16 protein-coding genes and 4 tRNA genes are annotated in these 20,379 nt (G+C 51.1%); 18 read left to right on the top strand and 2 right to left on the bottom strand.

Annotation, left to right across the window (positions count from 1 at the left end):
* Positions 1-62 precede the first annotated feature (62 nt).
* A complete protein-coding gene (gene hypD / locus GO013_RS00880) occupies positions 63-1,157 on the top strand; it encodes a hydrogenase formation protein HypD (RefSeq protein ID WP_163808151.1) in 1,095 nt (364 codons plus the stop codon).
* A 2-nt stretch (positions 1,158-1,159) separates the two neighbouring features.
* Complete coding sequence (hypE, locus tag GO013_RS00875) at positions 1,160-2,164, top strand: hydrogenase expression/formation protein HypE (protein ID WP_163808150.1); 1,005 nt, start codon at positions 1,160-1,162, stop codon at positions 2,162-2,164.
* 531 nt (positions 2,165-2,695) lie between these two features.
* On the opposite strand, the gene GO013_RS00870 is transcribed toward hypE, so the two are convergent.
* Both GO013_RS00870 and GO013_RS00865 read right to left on the bottom strand, forming a co-directional pair.
* The gene (locus GO013_RS00870) at positions 2,696-3,709 is read right to left on the bottom strand and encodes a chemotaxis protein (protein ID WP_163808149.1); all 1,014 of its coding nucleotides are present in this window, start codon (positions 3,707-3,709) and stop codon (positions 2,696-2,698) included.
* Positions 3,710-3,771: 62 nt separating this feature from the next.
* Entirely contained in the window at positions 3,772-4,791 is a 1,020-nt protein-coding gene (locus tag GO013_RS00865; RefSeq protein ID WP_163808148.1) for a tRNA-dihydrouridine synthase family protein, read from the bottom strand.
* 608 nt (positions 4,792-5,399) lie between these two features.
* Here GO013_RS00865 and GO013_RS00860 point away from each other — a divergent pair.
* The 16 genes from GO013_RS00860 (at position 5,400) to rpsG (ending at position 20,368) form a co-directional block, all read left to right on the top strand.
* A tRNA-Thr gene (locus GO013_RS00860) sits at positions 5,400-5,475 on the top strand.
* 7 nt (positions 5,476-5,482) lie between these two features.
* Positions 5,483-5,568 (top strand) — tRNA-Tyr (locus GO013_RS00855).
* 61 nt (positions 5,569-5,629) lie between these two features.
* Positions 5,630-5,706 (top strand) — tRNA-Gly (locus tag GO013_RS00850).
* Between the two features lie 188 nt (positions 5,707-5,894).
* Positions 5,895-7,088 (top strand): elongation factor Tu, encoded by a 1,194-nt coding sequence (tuf, locus tag GO013_RS00845; protein WP_163808147.1) that lies wholly within the window; start codon positions 5,895-5,897, stop codon positions 7,086-7,088.
* A 2-nt stretch (positions 7,089-7,090) separates the two neighbouring features.
* Positions 7,091-7,240 (top strand): 50S ribosomal protein L33, encoded by a 150-nt coding sequence (gene rpmG, locus GO013_RS00840; RefSeq protein ID WP_163808146.1) that lies wholly within the window; start codon positions 7,091-7,093, stop codon positions 7,238-7,240.
* Positions 7,241-7,252: 12 nt separating this feature from the next.
* Positions 7,253-7,329: transfer RNA gene (locus GO013_RS00835), tRNA-Trp, on the top strand.
* A gap of 81 nt (positions 7,330-7,410) precedes the next feature.
* Positions 7,411-7,668 carry a preprotein translocase subunit SecE gene (gene secE, locus GO013_RS00830; RefSeq protein ID WP_163808145.1) on the top strand — a complete coding sequence of 86 codons (258 nt, stop codon included), beginning with the start codon at positions 7,411-7,413 and terminating at the stop codon, positions 7,666-7,668.
* A gap of 33 nt (positions 7,669-7,701) precedes the next feature.
* Complete coding sequence (gene nusG, locus GO013_RS00825; protein WP_163808144.1) at positions 7,702-8,259, top strand: transcription termination/antitermination protein NusG; 558 nt, start codon at positions 7,702-7,704, stop codon at positions 8,257-8,259.
* A gap of 44 nt (positions 8,260-8,303) precedes the next feature.
* Positions 8,304-8,729 carry a 50S ribosomal protein L11 gene (rplK, locus tag GO013_RS00820; RefSeq protein WP_163808143.1) on the top strand — a complete coding sequence of 142 codons (426 nt, stop codon included), beginning with the start codon at positions 8,304-8,306 and terminating at the stop codon, positions 8,727-8,729.
* Between the two features lie 15 nt (positions 8,730-8,744).
* On the top strand, positions 8,745-9,452 hold the full coding sequence (rplA, locus tag GO013_RS00815; protein WP_163808142.1) for a 50S ribosomal protein L1: 708 nt from the start codon (positions 8,745-8,747) through the stop codon (positions 9,450-9,452).
* A gap of 161 nt (positions 9,453-9,613) precedes the next feature.
* On the top strand, positions 9,614-10,135 hold the full coding sequence (rplJ, locus tag GO013_RS00810) for a 50S ribosomal protein L10 (RefSeq protein WP_163808141.1): 522 nt from the start codon (positions 9,614-9,616) through the stop codon (positions 10,133-10,135).
* Positions 10,136-10,174: 39 nt separating this feature from the next.
* On the top strand, positions 10,175-10,555 hold the full coding sequence (rplL, locus tag GO013_RS00805) for a 50S ribosomal protein L7/L12 (protein WP_163808140.1): 381 nt from the start codon (positions 10,175-10,177) through the stop codon (positions 10,553-10,555).
* A 297-nt stretch (positions 10,556-10,852) separates the two neighbouring features.
* Entirely contained in the window at positions 10,853-14,974 is a 4,122-nt protein-coding gene (rpoB, locus tag GO013_RS00800) for a DNA-directed RNA polymerase subunit beta (RefSeq protein ID WP_163808139.1), read from the top strand.
* A gap of 84 nt (positions 14,975-15,058) precedes the next feature.
* A complete protein-coding gene (gene rpoC, locus GO013_RS00795; RefSeq protein ID WP_163808138.1) occupies positions 15,059-19,216 on the top strand; it encodes a DNA-directed RNA polymerase subunit beta' in 4,158 nt (1,385 codons plus the stop codon).
* 216 nt (positions 19,217-19,432) lie between these two features.
* Positions 19,433-19,804, top strand: a complete 372-nt coding sequence (gene rpsL, locus GO013_RS00790; RefSeq protein ID WP_163808137.1) for a 30S ribosomal protein S12 — start codon at positions 19,433-19,435, stop codon at positions 19,802-19,804.
* 93 nt (positions 19,805-19,897) lie between these two features.
* Positions 19,898-20,368 carry a 30S ribosomal protein S7 gene (gene rpsG, locus GO013_RS00785; RefSeq protein WP_163808136.1) on the top strand — a complete coding sequence of 157 codons (471 nt, stop codon included), beginning with the start codon at positions 19,898-19,900 and terminating at the stop codon, positions 20,366-20,368.
* Positions 20,369-20,379: the final 11 nt, after the last annotated feature.

Genomic DNA, 20,379 nt, shown 5'->3' with positions numbered 1-20,379 from the left:
AGGTATATGACTGTCGCTAATCTGTAGAATTTTGACCCACCTCTACCGTAAAGGATCATGCTTTGAGCTTTGAATTCTTGGAAAAATTTCGCGACCCCGGATTGTGTCGGAAAATGTTGGACAGGATGGAGGCCGGACTTTATGACGACCTCCGTTTCATGGAAGTATGTGGTACCCACACTGTGGCTATCTTTCAGAGCGGTCTCCGTTCACTTCTTCCTGAGAAGATCATTCATCTGAGCGGTCCGGGCTGTCCTGTGTGCGTCACGCACGAGTCCGAAGTCAACGCGTTTCTGGATCTTGCCGTTAACGAGCGGGTTATCATGGCCACGTTCGGCGATCTCATGCGTGTGCCCGGTAACAATGGGCGAAACCTGAAAAAAGCCGTTGCTGATGGTGCTCGGGTGAAGGTTGTCTATTCCCCGTTTGACACGTTGAAGCTAGCCCAGGAAAATCCTGACGACATCGTGGTTTTCATTGGTGTCGGATTCGAGACAACGGCCCCGACCATTGCCGCGACCATGAAGCTGGCTCGGCAGCAGGGTATCACCAATTTGCGGATTCTTTGTTTTCACAAGACGGTTCCCCTCGCCTTGGATGCGTTGTTGTCCGACGACGCCATCAATGTGGACGGTTTTATTCTGCCCGGTCATGTTTCGGCCATCATCGGAACTCATCCGTATGATTTCATCGCTGAAAAATATGGCAAATCCGCAGTGGTCACCGGGTTCGAGCCGCTGGATATCCTTCAGTCATTGAATCAGATGGTGGATTGGCGCAACAAGGGTGAGGCCCATGTCGTCAACAACTACACGCGTATTGTCGGTGACGAAGGCAATCCCAAGGCCGTTGAAATCATGTACGAAGTTTTTGAACCGACCGACGCTCTCTGGCGTGGGATTGGGCTTATTCCCGGCTCCGGGTTGGAGATTCGGCCAGAGTGGGAAGAGTTCGATGCCAAAAAGGAATTTGGCATCACCATAGAAGATTGCCCCCCACTCAAGGGGTGCAAGTGTGGTGATATTTTGAAAGGAATCAAGCAGCCGGACGAATGTCCGCTTTTCGGCAAAGCCTGTACACCGGCCAATCCGGTCGGTCCCTGCATGGTTTCTACCGAGGGCAGTTGCGCTGCATATTATAAATACAAACTGGATTAACCATGTCTGACAAAGTACTTCTCGATTACGGCAGCGGAGGACGCGCTTCGCAGCGTCTCATTTCCCAGCTCTTTCTGGGACACCTTGGTAACGATGAATTGAATCGACTCAACGACGCTGCCGAATTGTCCATGTCCGGCAAACTGGCAATGTCTACCGATTCCTTTACCGTTGACCCCATTTTCTTTCCCGGTGGCAACATCGGCTCTCTGGCGGTTCACGGGACGGTGAATGATGTCGCCATGATGGGGGCCATTCCCAAATATTTGACGTGTGGCTACATCATTGAGGAAGGATTGCCCATGGATGATCTCGAAAAGATCGTTCAGGCCATGGGCGAGGCCGCCCGACACGCTGGTGTTGCCGTGGTCACAGGTGACACCAAAGTTGTTCCCAAGGGAGCGGTTGACAAGATCTTCATCAATACCACCGGCATTGGTGACATCATTGCCGATCCGGTTCCCAGTGGTGATGCGGCCCGGCCCGGTGACGCCGTTCTCATCTCCGGCACCATTGGTGACCACGGTTTGACCATTCTCGGCACTCGCGAAGGATTGGAATTCGAGGCGAACGTCCAATCCGATTCCGCAGCCCTGAATCATTTGCTCGTCAAACTTGTGCAGGAATTGCCCGAAGTACACGTCATGCGTGATCCCACTCGCGGCGGTTTGGCCACTACGCTCAATGAAATTACCACCAGTTCCAACGTCTGTTGCGAATTGCAGGAAAACGACATTCCCGTTCGGCCAGAAGTCAAGGGTGGTTGTTCCATCCTCGGACTCGATCCGCTCTATCTCGCCAACGAAGGCAAGTTTATCTGTATTCTGCCCGAGGAATATGCTGAAAAAGCCCTTGAAATCATGCGCGCCGATCCCCTTGGACAGGATGCCTGTCGTATCGGCACCATGACTGACGCTAATCCCGGCAAAGTCGTGATGGTTACCCAGCTCGGTGGCAAACGCTTGCTCGGTATGCTCGAAGGCGAACAGCTCCCTCGTATCTGTTAACGCTTCATAGCTTTTCACACACAAAAGGCTCTCGATTCGTCGAGAGCCTTTTCTTTTGTGAATGTAGAGTGCCTCCCGGCGGGCGCCTTCAGCGTGACCAGCCCTACCGGGGGTCGCTTTCAGCGTGACCAGCCCTACCGGGGGTCGCTTTCAGCGTGACCAGGACGCTGTCCTGGACCTGCCAAAGGCCCCTTTGAAAAGGGGCCTCTGGACTCCCCGAAACTTTTTGTCGCTCGCTTCGCTCGAAGCTGTCGGCAGCATGAGTTCGTGCGTTTTTTGGGAGAGCGTTGTAAAAAATTGTATTTTTTACAGACTTTATGAAAAAATGTGAATCCTATTCTTTTTGCAAAGCTTTCTTGTTTCTTAAATTATTTGTTCTTTTATCCTACTTCCTTCTTCAATCCCACTCAACTGATAACGGATGCCCTCGCCGAAGGCGCGACAAAAAGTTCTGGCCGTCGGAGACATCATCCTTCCACACGGCAGCCGTGCTCTTACGCGAACACGCACACCTGCCGAAGGCATTGCAGCCTATCGTTTCATTTTTTTGCGTTCTTCGATGAGAAGGGCGGCCTTTTGTGCGAGGTAGGTAATTTCAGGCTTGGAGATTTGTTCGTCTGCGCCCACGCTTTCGCCTCGGTGGCGGAGCTTTTCGGTAATAAGCGAGGAAAAGAGGATGACTGGCAGTTCGTGGAGGACGGGATCTTCCTTGATGCGCTTGGTGAGATGATGGCCGTCCATCATGGGCATTTCAATGTCTGACACGACGATTTGGACGTAGTCGGTGATAGGGCGGTTGTCCATGGTGGCCAAGCGTTTGTATTCTTCGAGGCGTTCCCAACATTCGCGACCATTGTTGGTCTTTTCGACGCGAAATCCAGCTTGGCCGAGCATGTCTCGAATCATTTCACGGATAAGGGGCGAGTCGTCAGTGATAAGGGCCTTGTAGCCGGCTGAGCCGTCGAATTCGACATTGTCGTCGAATTGCAGCCGCATGTTCGGGTTGAGTTCCGAGACGATGCGCTCAAGGTCGAGAATGAAAACGATCCGGTCATCGAATTTGACGACACCGGTGATGGAGTCGGACGACAGGGCGGAAACGTATTTGTTGGGTGCTTCGACGTCTTCCCAGGAAATGCGATGAATTCGGGTGACACCGGAGACCATGAAAGCGGATGTGACCTGGTTGAATTCCGTGACAATGATTTTGGGAGGTTCGTTTTCCACCCGTTTTTTGTTCAGCCAGATGGAGAGATCAAGAAGAGGAATGATCCGCGAACGGAGGTTGAACGCGCCGAGTACTGATTTGTGTGACGTTTGCGGCATTTCGGTGACGTCCGGCTTTCGAATAATTTCGAGAACCTTGGCAACATTGACGCCATAATAGGCCTTGCGACTGGGTTTGCGACCTTTGTCCTGAGCAAGATCTTCCTGGTTCAATTCGATCTGTTCATCTCCCTTGGGTTCTTCTTCAAGGTAGAATTCGACGATTTCGAGTTCGTTGGTTCCGGCTTCCAGAAGGATGTCAGTTGACTCTGTGGCCATGGGGATATCGCTTCCTTTTCAAAAGTATGAAATTAATCAAGGCAGTTAAAATTGTGTAAACCCTATTGGCAAATCCCGTCAACGTCTGGTTTGTCAGATATGTTGCTGGCTGGTTCCATGCGTGCGATATCACTGGCGGCTTCTTCCAGATCCTCCCAGGTTTCGCATTGCAACAAAGAACCACGCAGGGCGCGAATGCCTTTCAATCCCTTTGCGTAGCGTGGGATGATGGATCGGATTTTTCGGAAAGAACGATCATCGCCTTCATACTCACGAGTCAGGCGAATGTGTTCTCGGACGATTTCGGCGAGGAATTGGCCATCCCGTGCGGGAAGCGGTGTGCCGTGGCGCAATGCGACAAATCGGGCGAAAATGGATGGGTCGTATAAGGCACCTCGTGCGAACATGATGGCGTCAATGCCTGTCTCTTCGATGCAGCGAATGCCGTCTTCTGCGGTGAACAGATCGCCTGACCCGACCACAGGAATGGAAATGGCTCGTTTGAGGTCTGCGAGTTTTGACCAGTTGGCTGTTCCGGCAAACATCTGCTTGCCGTAGCGGGGGTGCATGGTGACCCAGTCCACCCCAATCGCTTCAAGACGCTTGGCCAGATCAATGAAAACCTCTTCACCTTTGTTGAACCCAAGACGAAATTTGACACCAACACGGCCAGTGTCAGAATGTTCGGCAACTTTTTTGACCATGATTTCGGCCAGGGCAACCAGCGTATCAAGATCGTCCATCAGTTTGACGCCGGAACCGGACTTCAGCACCTTACGGACAGGGCATCCGGCATTGAGATCAAAATTGCGGTATCCCATGCCGATGAGTTTTTCCATGACCGGTTCAAAATAGGATTTTTCTGCACCAAAAAGTTGGAGGACCATGGGGTCATCTTCCGGACAGGTGGCAAGAAGCCGCTTTGTCCCGGCATTTTTGAAAGCAAGTCCTTTGACAGAGACCATTTCGGAACAACGCACGCCACATCCAAATTGTTTGGATAGGAGCCGGAAGGGCAGGTCGGAATATCCGGCAAGCGGAGCCAGCCATGGAGCATCGGGTGTTATTGTGAAGGTATTCATGGTCAGGGCCAATACGGCCAGATGTCGGAAGAGTCAAAGAAAATGTGCAATTGTGGTGGCGAGACTCGAACTTGATGATGTTTTTTGGGGGGAGGGAATGAGTAAATAAGGAAATGGTGGAAGTGGTATATATCTCTATAAGAAGCATGAGGGAGAAAAAAAAGAGAAGACGGACGAAGAAGAGGGTGGGAAAGAAAAAGATCCAATTAAGAGACGGAATGAGGGAGAATTGTAAAAAAAAATCGTACGAAAAATGAAATATCCATGCAGTGAAGACAGGGAAAAATATCAAAAAATGAGACATGAGTTTGGCGGGTGAAAGTTTTCTGGAATTCTCGAGAGTTGGGGAAAAAGAGAGAGAAATACCAAATAATGGCTCTATGCGGGAGATTGCTGGTCATAGACGAGTTTTTATGCAATGGTGCGGTTTGTCAGTATATGCAGAAAAATTGAAAAAAAAAGAGAAACGGGGTTGACAAACTGAGCAAATTGAAATTAAACCGACTCCTCCTTGAGCGGATGAAGACCTTGCTCAAACGAATTGAAAAAGGTCTCAAAAAACTCTTGATTTTTGACATTATGGCGTATATAGACTTCGTTCTTCGTGAGCTGGCGTAGCTCAATTGGTAGAGCAGCTGATTTGTAATCAGCAGGTTGCGGGTTCAAGTCCCATCGCCAGCTCCAAATAAATGGTGGGGTTCCCGAGTGGCCAAAGGGAACAGACTGTAAATCTGTCGGCGTTCGCCTTCGGAGGTTCAAATCCTCCCCCCACCACCATATTTCGAATCACACTGTAGGAGGCCGGACGTAAGAGCCGCTGATGGACTACAGAGAGTGAGCGGGAATAGCTCAATTGGCTAGAGCATCAGCCTTCCAAGCTGAGGGTTGCGGGTTCGAGTCCCGTTTCCCGCTCCATTAACGCTCTATCCATCTCCTTCATAAACAGTGTATTTAGCTCCGCTCGTAGAGCATGTCCCCTTGGGGGCAGGGAGCCGGTCCTTATAAGGACTCAGGTTGCAGAGCGATGTTTTGTTGTTATTGATTTGTTAGAAAGTATTTAGAGAATAAAACCTACACAACTTTATGATTAGGGGGTTACTGTAATGGGTAAAGCTAAATTTGAACGGAGCAAGCCTCACGTCAACATTGGTACCATTGGCCACATTGACCATGGTAAAACCACTCTGACAGCAGCTATCACCAAGCTGGCCGCTATGGCTGGCAATGGCGAATTCATCGCATTTGATGAAATCGACAAGGCTCCTGAAGAAAAAGAGCGCGGCATCACCATCGCCACCGCTCACGTCGAGTACGAGACCGAGAACCGCCACTACGCACACGTAGATTGCCCCGGTCACGCCGACTACATTAAAAACATGATCACTGGCGCCGCCCAGATGGACGGTGCAATTCTGGTTTGCGCAGCAACTGACGGTCCCATGCCTCAGACTCGTGAGCACATCCTGCTCGCTCGTCAGGTTGGTGTCCCGGCCATGGTCGTTTTCATGAACAAATGCGACATGGTTGATGATGAAGAGCTGCTCGAATTGGTCGAAATGGAAATTCGTGAATTGCTCGACAAGTACGAATTCCCCGGCGACGACATTCCGGTCATTCAGGGTTCCGCTCTGAAGGCTCTGGAAGCTGATACCATTGAAGATGAAGCCGCCAAGCCTATTTTTGAACTGCTGGCCGCTTGTGACAGCTACATCCCCGAGCCTGAGCGCGACATCGACATGCCGTTCCTCATGCCTGTTGAGGATGTCTTCTCCATCTCTGGCCGTGGTACAGTTATCACCGGTCGTGTGGAACGCGGTGTCATCACCGTTGGTGAAGAAATCGAAATCGTCGGTATCAAGGACACCATCAAGACTACCTGTACTGGTGTCGAGATGTTCCGCAAGCTGCTTGACCAGGGTCAGGCTGGTGACAACGTCGGTCTCCTGATTCGTGGCGTAAAGCGCGAAGAAGTGGAACGCGGTCAGGTCGCAGCCAAGCCCGGTACCATCAACCCCCACACCAAGTTTAAGGCTGAGGTCTATGTCCTCTCCAAAGACGAAGGTGGACGTCACACTCCGTTCTTCACCGGCTATCGTCCCCAGTTCTACTTCCGTACAACGGATATCACTGGTGTCGTGACTCTGGACGACGGTGTCGAGATGGTCATGCCCGGCGACAATGCGACTTTTAACGTCGAAATGATCGCTCCTGTCGCCATGGAAGTTGGTCTTCGCTTCGCTATCCGCGAAGGTGGACGGACTGTTGGTGCAGGTGTTGTCACTGAAATCGCGGAGTAATCATGCGAGTCAATATTCAGCTGCAATGCACCGAGTGCAAGCGTAAAAACTACGCAACGCACAAGAATAAGAAGAACACTACCGGACGTTTGGAAGTGAGCAAGTATTGTCCTTGGGACAAGAAGCACACGATCCACAAAGAGTCCAAGTAGTTTCGATAGAGCAGGGGTATAGTTCCAACGGCTAGAACGCCGGTCTCCAAAACCGGATGTTGGGGGTTCGAATCCCTCTACCCCTGCCAACTGAGTCTTTGAAAGCAGCGCGGGGTCTTGCTTGAAATAGGCAGGACCCCGCAAATCGCTCAATAATTTGGGAAAGTGATATGGCCAGGAAAAAAAGCAAAAAGGTCGCTGACAAGCAGGCCGCACAGGCTCAGGCTGCCGGTCCGATAGGCAAAATCAAAGAACTGATGCAGTTTTTTGAAGAGTCCAAAGTCGAGATCAAAAAGGTAGTTTGGCCCTCCCGCAAAGAGACAATCACCACATGTATAGCTGTGTTGGTTGTTTCTGTGGTCATTGCTCTTTACCTGGGCGTGGTCGACCTGGCGTTCTCCAAGATCGTCGAGTTTGTCCTGTCCTAGGACCAAAGTTACTTGCAAAGGCTGGAACATAATATGGATGCCAATATGGAAAACGCTTCTCCTCGTGGTCGCTGGTACATAGTTCATACCTATTCAGGGTTTGAACAGCGTGTCGAGCAGACTGTCCGAGAGATGATGCGAACCGGACAAGACAAGGGCCTCATCGAAGAGGTCGTCATGCCAACCGAAAAGATCGTCGAGATGGTCAAAGGTGAGCGCAAGACGTCAACCCGAAAGTTCTACCCGGGCTATATCATGATCAAGATGATCCTGACGGATGACTCTTGGCATCTTATTCAGTCCATTCCGCGTGTCACCGGGTTTGTTGGCGGCAAAAACCGTCCGACTCCTATGCGCGACAGTGAGGCGGAAAACATCCTCAACATGATGGAAAGCCGCCAGGAAAAACCCCGTCCCAAGTTCAATTTCGAGCGTGGAGACGAGGTACGGGTCATTGATGGTCCGTTCAGCGGTTTCAATGGTGTTGTGGAAGAAGTCAATTACGACAAGGGTAAGCTCAAAGTCTCCGTCTCTATTTTCGGGCGACAGACTCCTGTGGAGCTCGACTTCGTCCAAGTGGACAAGGGATAGCCCGGATATAATCGCTAACAGCGAATTTCTCATCGAGGAATACAATGGCCAAGAAAGAATTAGGAAAGATTAAACTGCAGATTCCCGCAGGCAGTGCGAACCCCTCCCCGCCGGTCGGTCCGGCTTTGGGTCAGCACGGCGTGAACATCATGGAATTCTGTAAGGCGTTCAACGCCAAGACTCAGGACCAGAAAGGCCTGATTATCCCGGTTGTCATTACCGTATATCAGGACCGTTCCTTCGATTTTATCACCAAGACTCCTCCGGCATCAGTGCTGCTGCTCAAAGCTGCCAAGTTGGAGAAGGGTTCTGGTGAACCCAACAAAGAAAAGGTCGGCACGGTCACCAAGGCTCAGGTCCAGGAGATCGCCGAACTTAAAATGGTCGATTTGAACGCCAATGACATTGAAAACGCCATGCTTCAGATCGAGGGCACAGCCCGCAGCATGGGTATCGAAGTCAAGGGTTAATAGAGGAAATACACAATGCCTAAGCATGGAAAAAAATACCGTAACGCCATCGGTGAACGTGACACCGCTGCGCGAGTCGGTGTCGAGGAAGGCGTCAAAGTCACCGTCGAAAATGCATTTGCAAAATTCGATGAGACTGTTGATGTCGCTATCAACCTCGGCGTGGATCCCAAATACTCCGATCAGATGATTCGTGGTGCAGTCAGCCTGCCCAACGGACTCGGCAAAGACGTTCGCGTCGCCGTCTTCTGTAAGGGTGACAAAGAAAACGAGGCCAAGGAAGCCGGTGCCGATTTCTACGGTTCCGACGAGTTGGTCGAAAAGATCAAGGGCGGTTGGCTTGGTTTCGACAAAGCTGTTGCCACCCCTGATATGATGGCCGTTGTTGGTAAAATTGGTCGTGTGCTCGGTCCCCGTGGATTGATGCCTAACGCCAAGACCGGCACCGTCACCATGGATGTCACCAAGGCTGTCACCGAACTCAAGGCCGGTAAGGTCGAGTTTAAAGTCGATAAGGCCGGCGTTCTGCACGCTCCCATCGGCAAGGTCTCTTTTGGTACCGAGAAACTTCTCGAGAACCTTCGGGTTCTGTTGGATCTCATCGTTCGCATGAAACCTTCCTCTTCAAAGGGAGCGTACATGAAGGCGATCGCCATGTCCTCCACCATGGGACCGAGTGTTAAGATAGACCCCCTGACTGTCCGGAAATTTCTGGACGTCTAGGGACAAAAATAGAATGCCGGACTCCCGTTTAGGCGGGAGTCCTGTAGATAATTGCACGGAAGGTTGAGTCAGAGACGGCAGGTGAGGGTTGTAACCCGCTTAATATCCTGCTTAGACAACGCTTTGACCTGCTTTCCGGGCCGAACGACGAGGAGTGGTAGATGAACAGGCAAGAAAAGGCCCAGATCATCGAGCAGTTGCACGAAAAAGCTTCGCGCGCCAGCATCGCCGTCGTCACTGATTTCAAAGGTCTTTCTGTTGAAGAAATGACCATTTTGCGCGCTAAGTGCTTTGAAGTTGGTGTAGACTACCAAGTCGTCAAGAATACCCTGGCCCGGTTGGCTCTCAAGGATACCGAACACGGTGAATTGAGTGAACACTTGAAAGAGAACTGCGCAGTAGCGTTGGGATATGACGATCCAGTCGCCCTTGCTAAAGCGTTGGCTGATTTCGGCAAGGAAAACAAAAAGTTTTCCATGCGTTTCGGTACTCTCGAAGGCCAGTTTCTTGACAGCGACAGCGTCACCGAACTCTCCAAGATGCCCAGCAAGCCTGAGCTGTTGAGTTCTGTACTTGGCACGATGCAAGCAGTCCCACGCAATTTTGTGTGTCTGTTCGCAAACATCGAACGCAAGTTCCTGTATGCCTTGACCGCCATCAAGGATCAAAAAGAAGCTGCGTAAACACGGTTCAAAGCGAATCAATTTTAAGGAGAATTTATCATGGCTGATATCACCAAAGAACAAGTTGTCGAATTCATCGGCAGCATGACTGTCCTGGAACTGTCCGAATTCATCAAAGAACTGGAAGACGTCTTCGGCGTCGAAGCTGCCGCTCCCGCTGCTGCCGTTATGGCTGCTCCTGTTGCCGGTGCTGCTGAAGCTGAAGAGCAGACCGAGTTCGATGTTATCCTGAAGGGCGCTGGCGGCAACAAGATTGCTGTCATCAAGGCAGTCCGCGCTATCACCGGCCTGGGCTTGAAAGAAGCCAAGGGTCTGGTTGACGGAGCTCCCAAGGCTTTGAAAGAAGGCGTTTCCAAAGAAGAGGCAGACGAAGCCGCAAAGCAGCTTGAAGAAGCTGGCGCAGACGTTGAAGTTAAGTAATTTCGACTCTTTAAGCTAATACAGCAGAGAGCGCTCGCCCTTGCATGAAGGGTGTTGCGCTCTTTGCTCTGTATGTATATATACTAGTTTAATCGCCTTTTTATTTTTGGGTTTACAGCTGTACCATTTTACGTCTGCTTCTTGCAGGCGTGCCGGGGTTTTGGTTCCGGCAACAGCACATCTACCCGTTTTTTCGCATCAATTGCATCATTTCGATGCCTGGTGCGCCAGACAGAGGGTAAGGGTCTCCCATAGGCTCCGCGCCCTAACCATCAACCGCTCATGCATGAGGGTACAATGGGTCAACTGAGAAAAAAATTCGGCAAAATCGTTACCACGCTTCCCATTCCGCATCTGTTGGAACTTCAGGTGGACTCGTACAAACGTTTTCTCCAAGAGGATACGCCGCCGTCCAGCCGTGGAGATTTCGGTCTTGAAGGCGTGTTCCGTTCTGTGTTTCCCATTGAAGATTTCAACAAGACCGCTAGCCTTGATTTCGTCTCTTATGAAATCGGCGAACCAAAATACGACGTCGATGAGTGTATCGCTAAAGGCGTAACTTACGAAACACCCATCCGTATCACCGTCCGTCTCGTAGTTTTTGACGTTGACGAAGAGACTGACAACCGTACGATTCGCGATATCAAGGAACAAGACATTTACTTCGGAACGCTTCCGCTGATGACCGTGAAGGGAACGTATGTCATCAATGGCACTGAGCGTGTCATTGTCAACCAGCTTCAGCGTTCACCCGGTATCATTTTCGAACATGATTCCGGTAAGTCGCATTCGAGTCGTAAAGTTCTGTATTCCAGCCGCATCATTCCGATGCGTGGATCCTGGTTGGACTTCGATTTCGATCACAAGGATATCCTTTATGTCCGTATTGACCGCCGCAGGAAAATGCCCGTCACGATCCTGCTCAAGGCAATGGGACTTTCCCGTACCGATATCCTCGATTATTTCTACGATGTTGAATCCTATTCTTTGCTCAAGACCAAAGTTCAGCGCAAGGTTGTTGAAGACCAATATCGTAAGGAAGAAGCGTATTCCGCCATCAAGATTGGTGACAAGGTTGTTGTCAAGAAAGGCAGCAGCATCACCAAAGGTGCTTGGAAAAAGCTTGTTAAGAATGAGGTAAAAACTATTGATGTCGATCCGATGTCTCTGCTTGGCTTGTTCCTCGCACGAGATATCGTTGACAAAAATGGTGAAGTATTGGCCGAGGCCGCTGAAGAAGTGACCGTGGAATTGCTCGAAAAACTTCGTGACGCCAAGATCAAGGAATTGAACGTACTGCATACTCGCGGTATGGACGTTTCCTCTGCTTTGCGCGACACGCTGCTTTTGGACAAGACCACCGATCTTGAGACCGCGCAGATAGAAATTTATCGCCGCCTTCGTCCGAGTTCGCCTCCCACGCCGGAAATTGCCTCAAACTTCTTTGAGAATTTGTTCCGATCTTCCGATTATTACGATCTGTCGAGCGTGGGTCGCTACAAATTGAATTCTCGCCTGAACCAGGAAGTCGATCTGTCGACTCGTACCCTGACCAACGAAGATATTCTTCTGGCGGTCAAGGAATTGATGCGACTGAGAGACACCCATGGTCCGGCTGATGATATTGATCACTTGGGTAACCGTCGTGTGCGCCCTGTGGGCGAACTGGTGGAAAACCAGTACCGCATCGGCCTTGTCCGCATGGAACGCGCCATTAAAGAGCGTATGTCCTTGCAGGAAGTGGCCACTTTGATGCCGCATGACTTGATTAACCCGAAGCCTGTTGCTGCTGTGCTGAAAGAGTTTTTCGGAACTTCGCAGCTCAGTCAGTTCATGGATCAGACCAACCCGCTTTCCGAAGTGACGCACAAACGCCGTTTGTCCGCTCTTGGACCCGGTGGTTTGACTCGTGAACGTGCCGGTTTTGAAGTGCGCGATGTGCACACTTCGCACTATGGTCGTATTTGTCCGATTGAAACGCCTGAAGGACCAAATATTGGTCTGATCGTTTCCTTGACGACATACGCCAAGGTCAACGACTTCGGCTTTATTGAGACCCCGTATCGTCGGGTTATTGATAAGAAAATGACCGATGACGTCTCCTACATGGATGCGTCCAAGGAAGCCAAGGAAGTCGTGGCCCAGGCCAGCGTTCCGGTGGACAAGAATGGCGTCTTCACTGATTCGCGTGTGAATGCGCGTTTGGCCGGTGACGTCTTGCTGACTGCGGCTGAAGATGTGACCTGCATGGACATCAGTCCAAGCCAGACCGTGTCCATTTCAGCAGCCTTGATTCCGTTCCTGGAACACGATGATGCGAACCGTGCGCTCATGGGTTCTAACATGATGCGTCAGGCCGTGCCGTTGTTGCAGGCGGAAGAGCCGTTGGTCGGAACCAACATGGAAGGCCCGGTCGCTCGCGATTCTGGTGCCTGTGTGTTGGCCGAAGAAGACGGTGTTATCCATTTTGTTGATGCTGAACGTATCATTATCAATTATGATAAAGGCTATTCACCGAATACCGGTGGTGCCAAGCATTACGAATTGCAGAAATGGCACAAATCCAACCAAAGTTCCTGCTTTGGCCAGACCCCCCGTGTTCAGGTGGGGCAACGGGTCAAGAAGGGCGCAGTGTTGGCTGATGGTCCTGGTATCGATCATGGTGAACTCGCTTTGGGTAAGAACCTGCTTGTCGCGTTCATGCCTTGGTGCGGATTCAACTATGAAGACTCCATTCTCATTTCCGAGCGTATGGTCAAGGAAGACGTGTTCACTTCCATTCATATTGAGGAATTTGAACTCGTTGCCCGTGATACCAAGCTTGGACCCGAAGAAGTGACCCGCGATATATCCAACGTCTCTGAAGAAATGCTTCGGAACCTGGACGAATGCGGTATCATTCGCATTGGTGCTCGCATCAAACCGGACGATATCATGGTCGGTAAGATCACTCCCAAGGGTGAAACGCAGCTGACTCCCGAAGAAAAGTTGCTTCGTGCCATCTTTGGTGACAAGGCGCGGGATGTGAAAAACACGTCCCTCAAGGTTCCACCGGGAATCTCTGGTACTATTGTCGATGTGAAAGTGTTCAACCGCCGTTCCAGCGACAAGGACGACCGCACGAGAGCGATCGAGGACGCCCACCTTTCCGCTTTTGACGTCAAGGAAATGAAGCATATCGCTTCGTTGACTGATGCCACGAGAGACAGAATTTGGGCCGCATGTGAAGGCGGTCAGATTCGTCGGGAACTGGTTGGTGCCAAGAAAGTGAAACTCGGTGCTGTCGGTGAAATTATTGAACGTGAAGCCCTTGATGCCGTTCCGGTCAAGAGGATGCTCAGCATCTTTGATAAAGACATCAACGATCAGATCAGATTGATTGTTGCGGATTACGAGCAGCAGGTCGCTTTTATTAATCATATATATGATGTCAAGCGCGAGAAAGTCACCGAAGGTGACGATCTGCCTCCGGGCGTCATCAAGATGGTCAAGGTCTACGTCGCCGTGAAGCGTAAGCTGAGCGTGGGTGATAAGATGGCTGGCCGTCACGGTAACAAGGGTGTTGTTTCCAATATCCTCCCCGAGGAAGATATGCCGTTCTTCGAAGATGGAACTCCCATGGATATCGTTTTGAATCCGCTGGGTGTACCTTCTCGTATGAACATCGGGCAGATCATGGAAACCCACTTGGGTATGGCCGGTCGCAAGCTCGGTCAGCAGGTCACGCAAATGATGGAAGAAAGCGGCAATTCGATTGCTTCCATGCGTGAGGACGTCAAAGACATCCTTGATACAGCCGATATGACTGAACTCATCGACAGTATGACTGATGAAGAGTTCGTCGAAGCCGTGAAAAAATTGAAAAATGGTATTGTTGCCAAAACACCCGTGTTTGATGGTGCCAACGAAGAAGGCATCTGGGGTTGGCTGGAAAAAGCCGGACTCGCTTCGGACGGTAAATTCATTCTATATGATGGCCGGACTGGTGATCCCTTCTACAACCGGGTCACTGTTGGCATTATGTATATGTTGAAATTGCATCACCTGGTTGATGAGAAAATTCACGCCCGTTCCACGGGACCGTATTCTCTCGTCACGCAGCAGCCGTTGGGCGGTAAAGCCCAGTTCGGTGGCCAGCGTCTGGGTGAGATGGAAGTCTGGGCCCTTGAGGCCTATGGAGCCGCCTATCTGTTGCAGGAGTTCCTCACCGTCAAGTCTGACGATGTGCAGGGCCGTGTGAAGATGTACGAGAAAATCGTTAAGGGCGACAATTTCCTGGAAGCCGGCTTGCCGGAATCCTTCAACGTTTTGGTCAAGGAACTCATGTCGCTGGGTCTTGATGTGACACTGCATTATGAGGACCGCAAGCGTCCGGCTGGTCCCGCTGTTTCTCCAAAGATGAAACCGCTGGTTGACTAAGGTCGGATTGCTACCAAGGTAATAGGCCCGGCCGGTCGAATGATCGGCCGGGCATGAAATAACATTTTACGATAGGGGATATCCATGACGTTGGACGATCTGTTCACATTGCGTGGAGCGCCGAATGCTGCTGCCCAAGGGCGTAATTTGAAGGCTATCCAGATATCCATTGCTGCGCCGGAGACCATTCGAGAATGGTCCTACGGTGAGGTTAAAAAGCCTGAAACCATCAACTACCGTACTTTCAAACCGGAACGTGATGGCCTTTTTTGTGCCAAGATTTTCGGTCCCGTGAAGGACTACGAGTGCAACTGCGGCAAGTACAAGCGCATGAAGCACCGTGGTATCGTTTGTGAGAAGTGCGGTGTTGAAGTCATTGCCTCCAAAGTGCGTCGTGAACGCATGGGGCATATCGAGCTTGCCGCACCTGTTGCACACATATGGTTCCTGAAGACGCTGCCTTCCAAGATTGGTACCTTGCTGGACATCACCATGGCCGACTTGGAAAAGGTTTTGTACTTCGACTCGTTCATTGTTCTTGATCCGGGTGAAACCCCGCTCAAGGTGCATCAGGTCGTGTCTGAAGATCAGTACTTCCAGGTTATCGACCATTTTGGTGAAGATGCTTTGACCGTTGGCATGGGCGCTGAAACCGTTCGCACGATGTTGCAGGCACTTGATCTGCCGACATTGCGTGCCGAACTGCGTGAAGAGTCTCAGACCACCCGGTCGCAGACCAAGAAAAAGAAAATTACCAAGCGACTGAAGATCGTTGAGGCGTTCCTGCAATCAGGGAACAAGCCTGAATGGATGATTTTGGAAGTGATTCCCATCATTCCGCCAGAACTCCGTCCGTTGGTTCCTTTGGATGGTGGCCGTTTTGCCACATCCGACCTCAATGATTTGTACCGTCGTGTTATCAACAGGAACAATCGTCTGAAACGGCTGCTGGAGCTGGGTGCTCCTGAAATCATCATCCGGAACGAAAAACGGATGTTGCAGGAAGCTGTTGACGCATTGTTCGACAACGGTCGTCGTGGCCGTGCCATTACCGGCACCAATGGTCGCCCGCTGAAATCCTTGTCTGACATGATTAAGGGTAAGCAAGGCCGTTTCCGTCAGAACCTACTGGGTAAACGTGTTGATTATTCGGGCCGTTCCGTTATTGTTGTCGGTCCGAAGCTTAAACTGCACCAGTGCGGTCTGCCCAAGAAGATGGCACTCGAACTCTTCAAGCCGTTCATTTATTCCGAGCTTGAAAAGCGTGAGTTGGCTACCACCATCAAATCCGCCAAGAAGATGGTCGAACGCGAAGACCTGGTCGTCTGGGATATCCTGGAAGACGTGGTTCGCGAATATCCGATCATGCTCAACCGTGCGCCGACTCTGCATAGATTGGGTATTCAGGCGTTTGAGCCGCTGTTGGTCGAAGGAAAGGCCATCCGTCTGCATCCCCTCGTTTGTTCCGCGTACAACGCTGACTTCGATGGTGACCAGATGGCTGTTCACGTTCCGCTGTCCATGGAAGCGCAGATTGAGTGCCGCGTGCTGATGATGAGCACCAACAACATTCTGAGCCCGTCCAACGGAACGCCGATCATTAACCCGTCTCAGGACATCGTCCTCGGGTTGTACTATCTGACCACACCCCGTTCGTTTGAAAAGGGTGAGGGCATGATTTTCTCCAATTCGGAGGAAGTGATCTCGGCGTATGACTTCGGAGCGGTTGGTATCCATGCACGGATCACGGTTCGTATTAATGGTGAGCTGGTCGAAACGACGACCGGACGTATCATTGTATCCGAGCTGTTGCCTGACAAGGTGCCGTTCAAGTTGGTCAACTGCGTACTGAACAAGAAAAATATTGCTGCATTGGTGACCGGCGCATATCGCTTGGCCGGAACCAAGGCGACAGTCATTCTGTGTGACAGGATCAAGGATCTCGGGTACGAATTTGCGACCCGCGCTGGTGTGACCATTGGTGTGAAGGACCTCAAGATTCCTGATGCCAAGGCTGGAATGCTTTCGACCGCCAACGCTGAAGTTGACGAGATCGAAAATCAGTTCCAGGACGGTATTATCACCAGAACGGAAAAATATAACAAGGTTGTTGACGTCTGGACCAAGGTGACCAACGACATTTCCAATGAAATGATGCAGGAAATGTCGACTGATATTCTGACCGATCCCAAGACCGGGAAGACAGAGGTCAACTCCAGCTTCAACCCGATTTACATGATGGCGACATCCGGTGCTCGTGGTAACCAGGACCAGATGCGTCAGTTGGCTGGTATGCGTGGTTTGATGGCCAAGCCGTCTGGTGAGATCATCGAAAGCCCGATTACCGCTTCCTTCCGTGAAGGGTTGTCGGTCCTCCAGTACTTCATCTCCACTCACGGTGCTCGTAAAGGTTTGGCCGATACCGCACTGAAGACCGCGAACTCAGGATATCTGACTCGTCGTCTGGTGGATGTTGTGCAGGATGTGACCATTTCCGAAATTGATTGCGGGACTGTTGACGGTCTCGAAATCGGTCACTTCATGAAGGGCGGTGAAATCAAGCAGCGTCTGGCCGAACGTGTCGAAGGTCGTGTGACCATGTTTGACACTTTTGATGAGGATTCTGGCGAATTGCTGATTCCTGCCAACACGATTATTGATGAAGTTTATGCCAAAAAGCTTGATGAATCCGGTATCAATTCCATTGTGATTCGGTCCGGCCTGACATGTAAGGCCAAACATGGCATCTGCGCCATGTGCTATGGTCGTGATCTGGCTCGTGGGCATCTGGTCAACGTCGGTGAAACGGTCGGTATTATTGCCGCCCAGTCCATTGGTGAACCCGGAACCCAGTTGACCATGCGTACCTTCCATATTGGTGGTACTGCATCCAAGGAAATTGAATCGTCCAACATTGAATCCCAGCACAATGGACGCATCGTGACTTCCCGTATGCGGACCGTTGTCAACGCTGAAGGGCACAAGATGGTGCTCGGCAAGAGTTGTCAGGTGGGAATCGTTGACGAACAGGGACGTGAACGTGAGAAATACACGTTGCCGTCCGGTGCTCGTCTGTTGGTTGAAGAAGGGCAGGACGTCAAGAAGGGTGTCCCCTTGGCTGAATGGGATCCATATATGGAACCGTTCATTGTTGACGTTTCTGGTACCATCAAGTTCAAGGATATCGTTGAAGGAAAGACGGTGCAGGAAGACCGGACATCCAAGGCATCCTTTACGATCATGGAATACCGGACAACCAACTACCGTCCTTCGGTCGGTCTGTTGGGTGAAGACGGTGTCCCGGTCAAACGACCTGGTACTGAGATCGACGCCAACTTTGCCATGCCTGTCGGTGCTATTCTGATGGTCAAGGACGGCGATGCGGTGCAGGCGGGTGATGTTATCGCTCGTAAGCCTCGTGAGTCTTCCAAGACCAAGGATATCGTTGGTGGTCTTCCTCGCGTCGCAGAGCTGTTTGAGGTCCGCAAGCCCAAGGATATGGGTGTGGTTTCCTCCATTGACGGCATTGTCACCTTCGGTCCCGAGACCAAGGGTAAACGCAAGGTTGTCGTGACGCCTGAGACTGGCGATGTCCAGGAATTCCTTATTCCCAAGGGTAAACATATCACGGTTCAGGAAGCCGACTTTGTTGAAGCAGGTGACCTGCTGACTGAAGGCAACCCCGAACTGCATGATATCCTGCGAATCAAGGGTGAAAAATACCTGGCTCGGTACCTGGTTGAAGAAATTCAGGATGTGTATCGTTTCCAGGGTGTTAATATCAACGATAAGCATATTGAAATTATTGTGCGGCAAATGCTTAAAAAGGTCTCCATTATTGATCCGGGTTCAACTCCTTTCCTGATGGGAGAGCAGGTGGACAAACTGCGGTTCATGGAAGAGAATGCCAAGGCGGTCGCCAAGGGCGAGACGCCGGCTGTGGCCCAGACATTGGTCTTGGGTATCACGCAGGCTTCCTTGTCAACGGATTCCTTTATCTCCGCAGCTTCCTTCCAGGAAACGACCAAGGTTTTGACCGAGGCGTCCATGAAGGGTAAATGCGACCATTTGCGCGGCTTGAAAGAAAACGTCATTGTTGGTCGTCTGGTACCTGCTGGTACCGGCTTCCGTAAATATACCCAATCGCGGATTGCGGTTCCTGAACAAGAGGAACGCGCTGACAAATTCCTTGAGGAACTTGAAGAAAGTCCGTTGCTGGTCGACGTCGCCCAAGAAGCCTAAATGTACAAAGATAATAACACGGTTTCAACCGTGGAAAATTGATGAAAAAAGTTGGAGGGGTTGGACCCCTCCAACTTTTTTTTATACGAAAACCCAAAAGTATTCTGGAAGTTCTGGGCGATTTACTTGACAAGCCCCGAGTTTTTGGATTACTTGCGGTCCTCTTTGCGCAGTATTTGCGCGTGGGTAATCTATTAACTAATGATTGGAGGATGAATGCCCACCATTAACCAACTCATCCGTAGTGGCCGCAAAGCGCAGTCCAAACGGAAGAAGACCCCGGCCTTGATGGAATGCCCTCAGCGCCGCGGTGTTTGCACCAGAGTGTACACCACAACCCCTAAGAAGCCGAACTCCGCGCTTCGTAAGGTTGCTCGTGTGCGTCTGACCAACGGCATGGAAGTCACCGCTTATATCGGTGGTGAAGGCCATAACCTTCAGGAACACTCCGTGGTACTTATCCGCGGCGGTCGTGTAAAAGACTTGCCCGGTGTCCGTTACCACATTGTCCGCGGTACTCTCGATACCTCTGGTGTTGATGATCGTCGTCGTGGTCGTTCCAAGTACGGCACCAAGCGTCCTAAATAGGTTAAGCCTTTTTTAATGCCCGGGGAGGGATGACAAAGTAGGGCGGAGGCTGCCTGAAATAATGTCCCCCCGGATGAACTCAAGGAGAAAAAAATGCCTCGTAAAGGTCCTGTCCAAAAGAGACAGATTCTGCCGGACCCCGTGTACGGCAGCAAACTCATTACTCGCTTCATCAACCGTCTGATGCTGGACGGTAAGAAAAGCACTGCTGAAAGAATTTTCTACCAGGCAATTGAAACCCTGGCCAACAAGACGAACGAAGAGCCTTTGAAGGCCTTCGAAAAGTGCTTGGACAACATTCGTCCAGCTCTGGAAGTCAAATCCCGTCGTGTCGGTGGTGCTACCTATCAGGTACCCTTGGAAGTTCGTCCTGACCGTCAAACCGCTCTCGCCATTCGTTGGCTGATCGGATATGCGCGCGGTCGCGGAGAGAAGGGCATGGTTGCCCGTCTGTCCGGAGAACTCCTCGACGCATTCAATAACCGTGGCGGCGCCGTCAAAAAGCGCGAAGATACCCACAAGATGGCCGAAGCGAATAAAGCTTTTGCCCACTACCGCTGGTAGTCACGGAGTAT

It is taken from the genome of Pseudodesulfovibrio sp. JC047 (assembly GCF_010468615.1).
GTDB lineage: Bacteria > Desulfobacterota > Desulfovibrionia > Desulfovibrionales > Desulfovibrionaceae > Pseudodesulfovibrio.
Note: the sequence above shows the minus strand (reverse complement) of the source record. Positions and strands in the feature narration are given on the sequence as shown.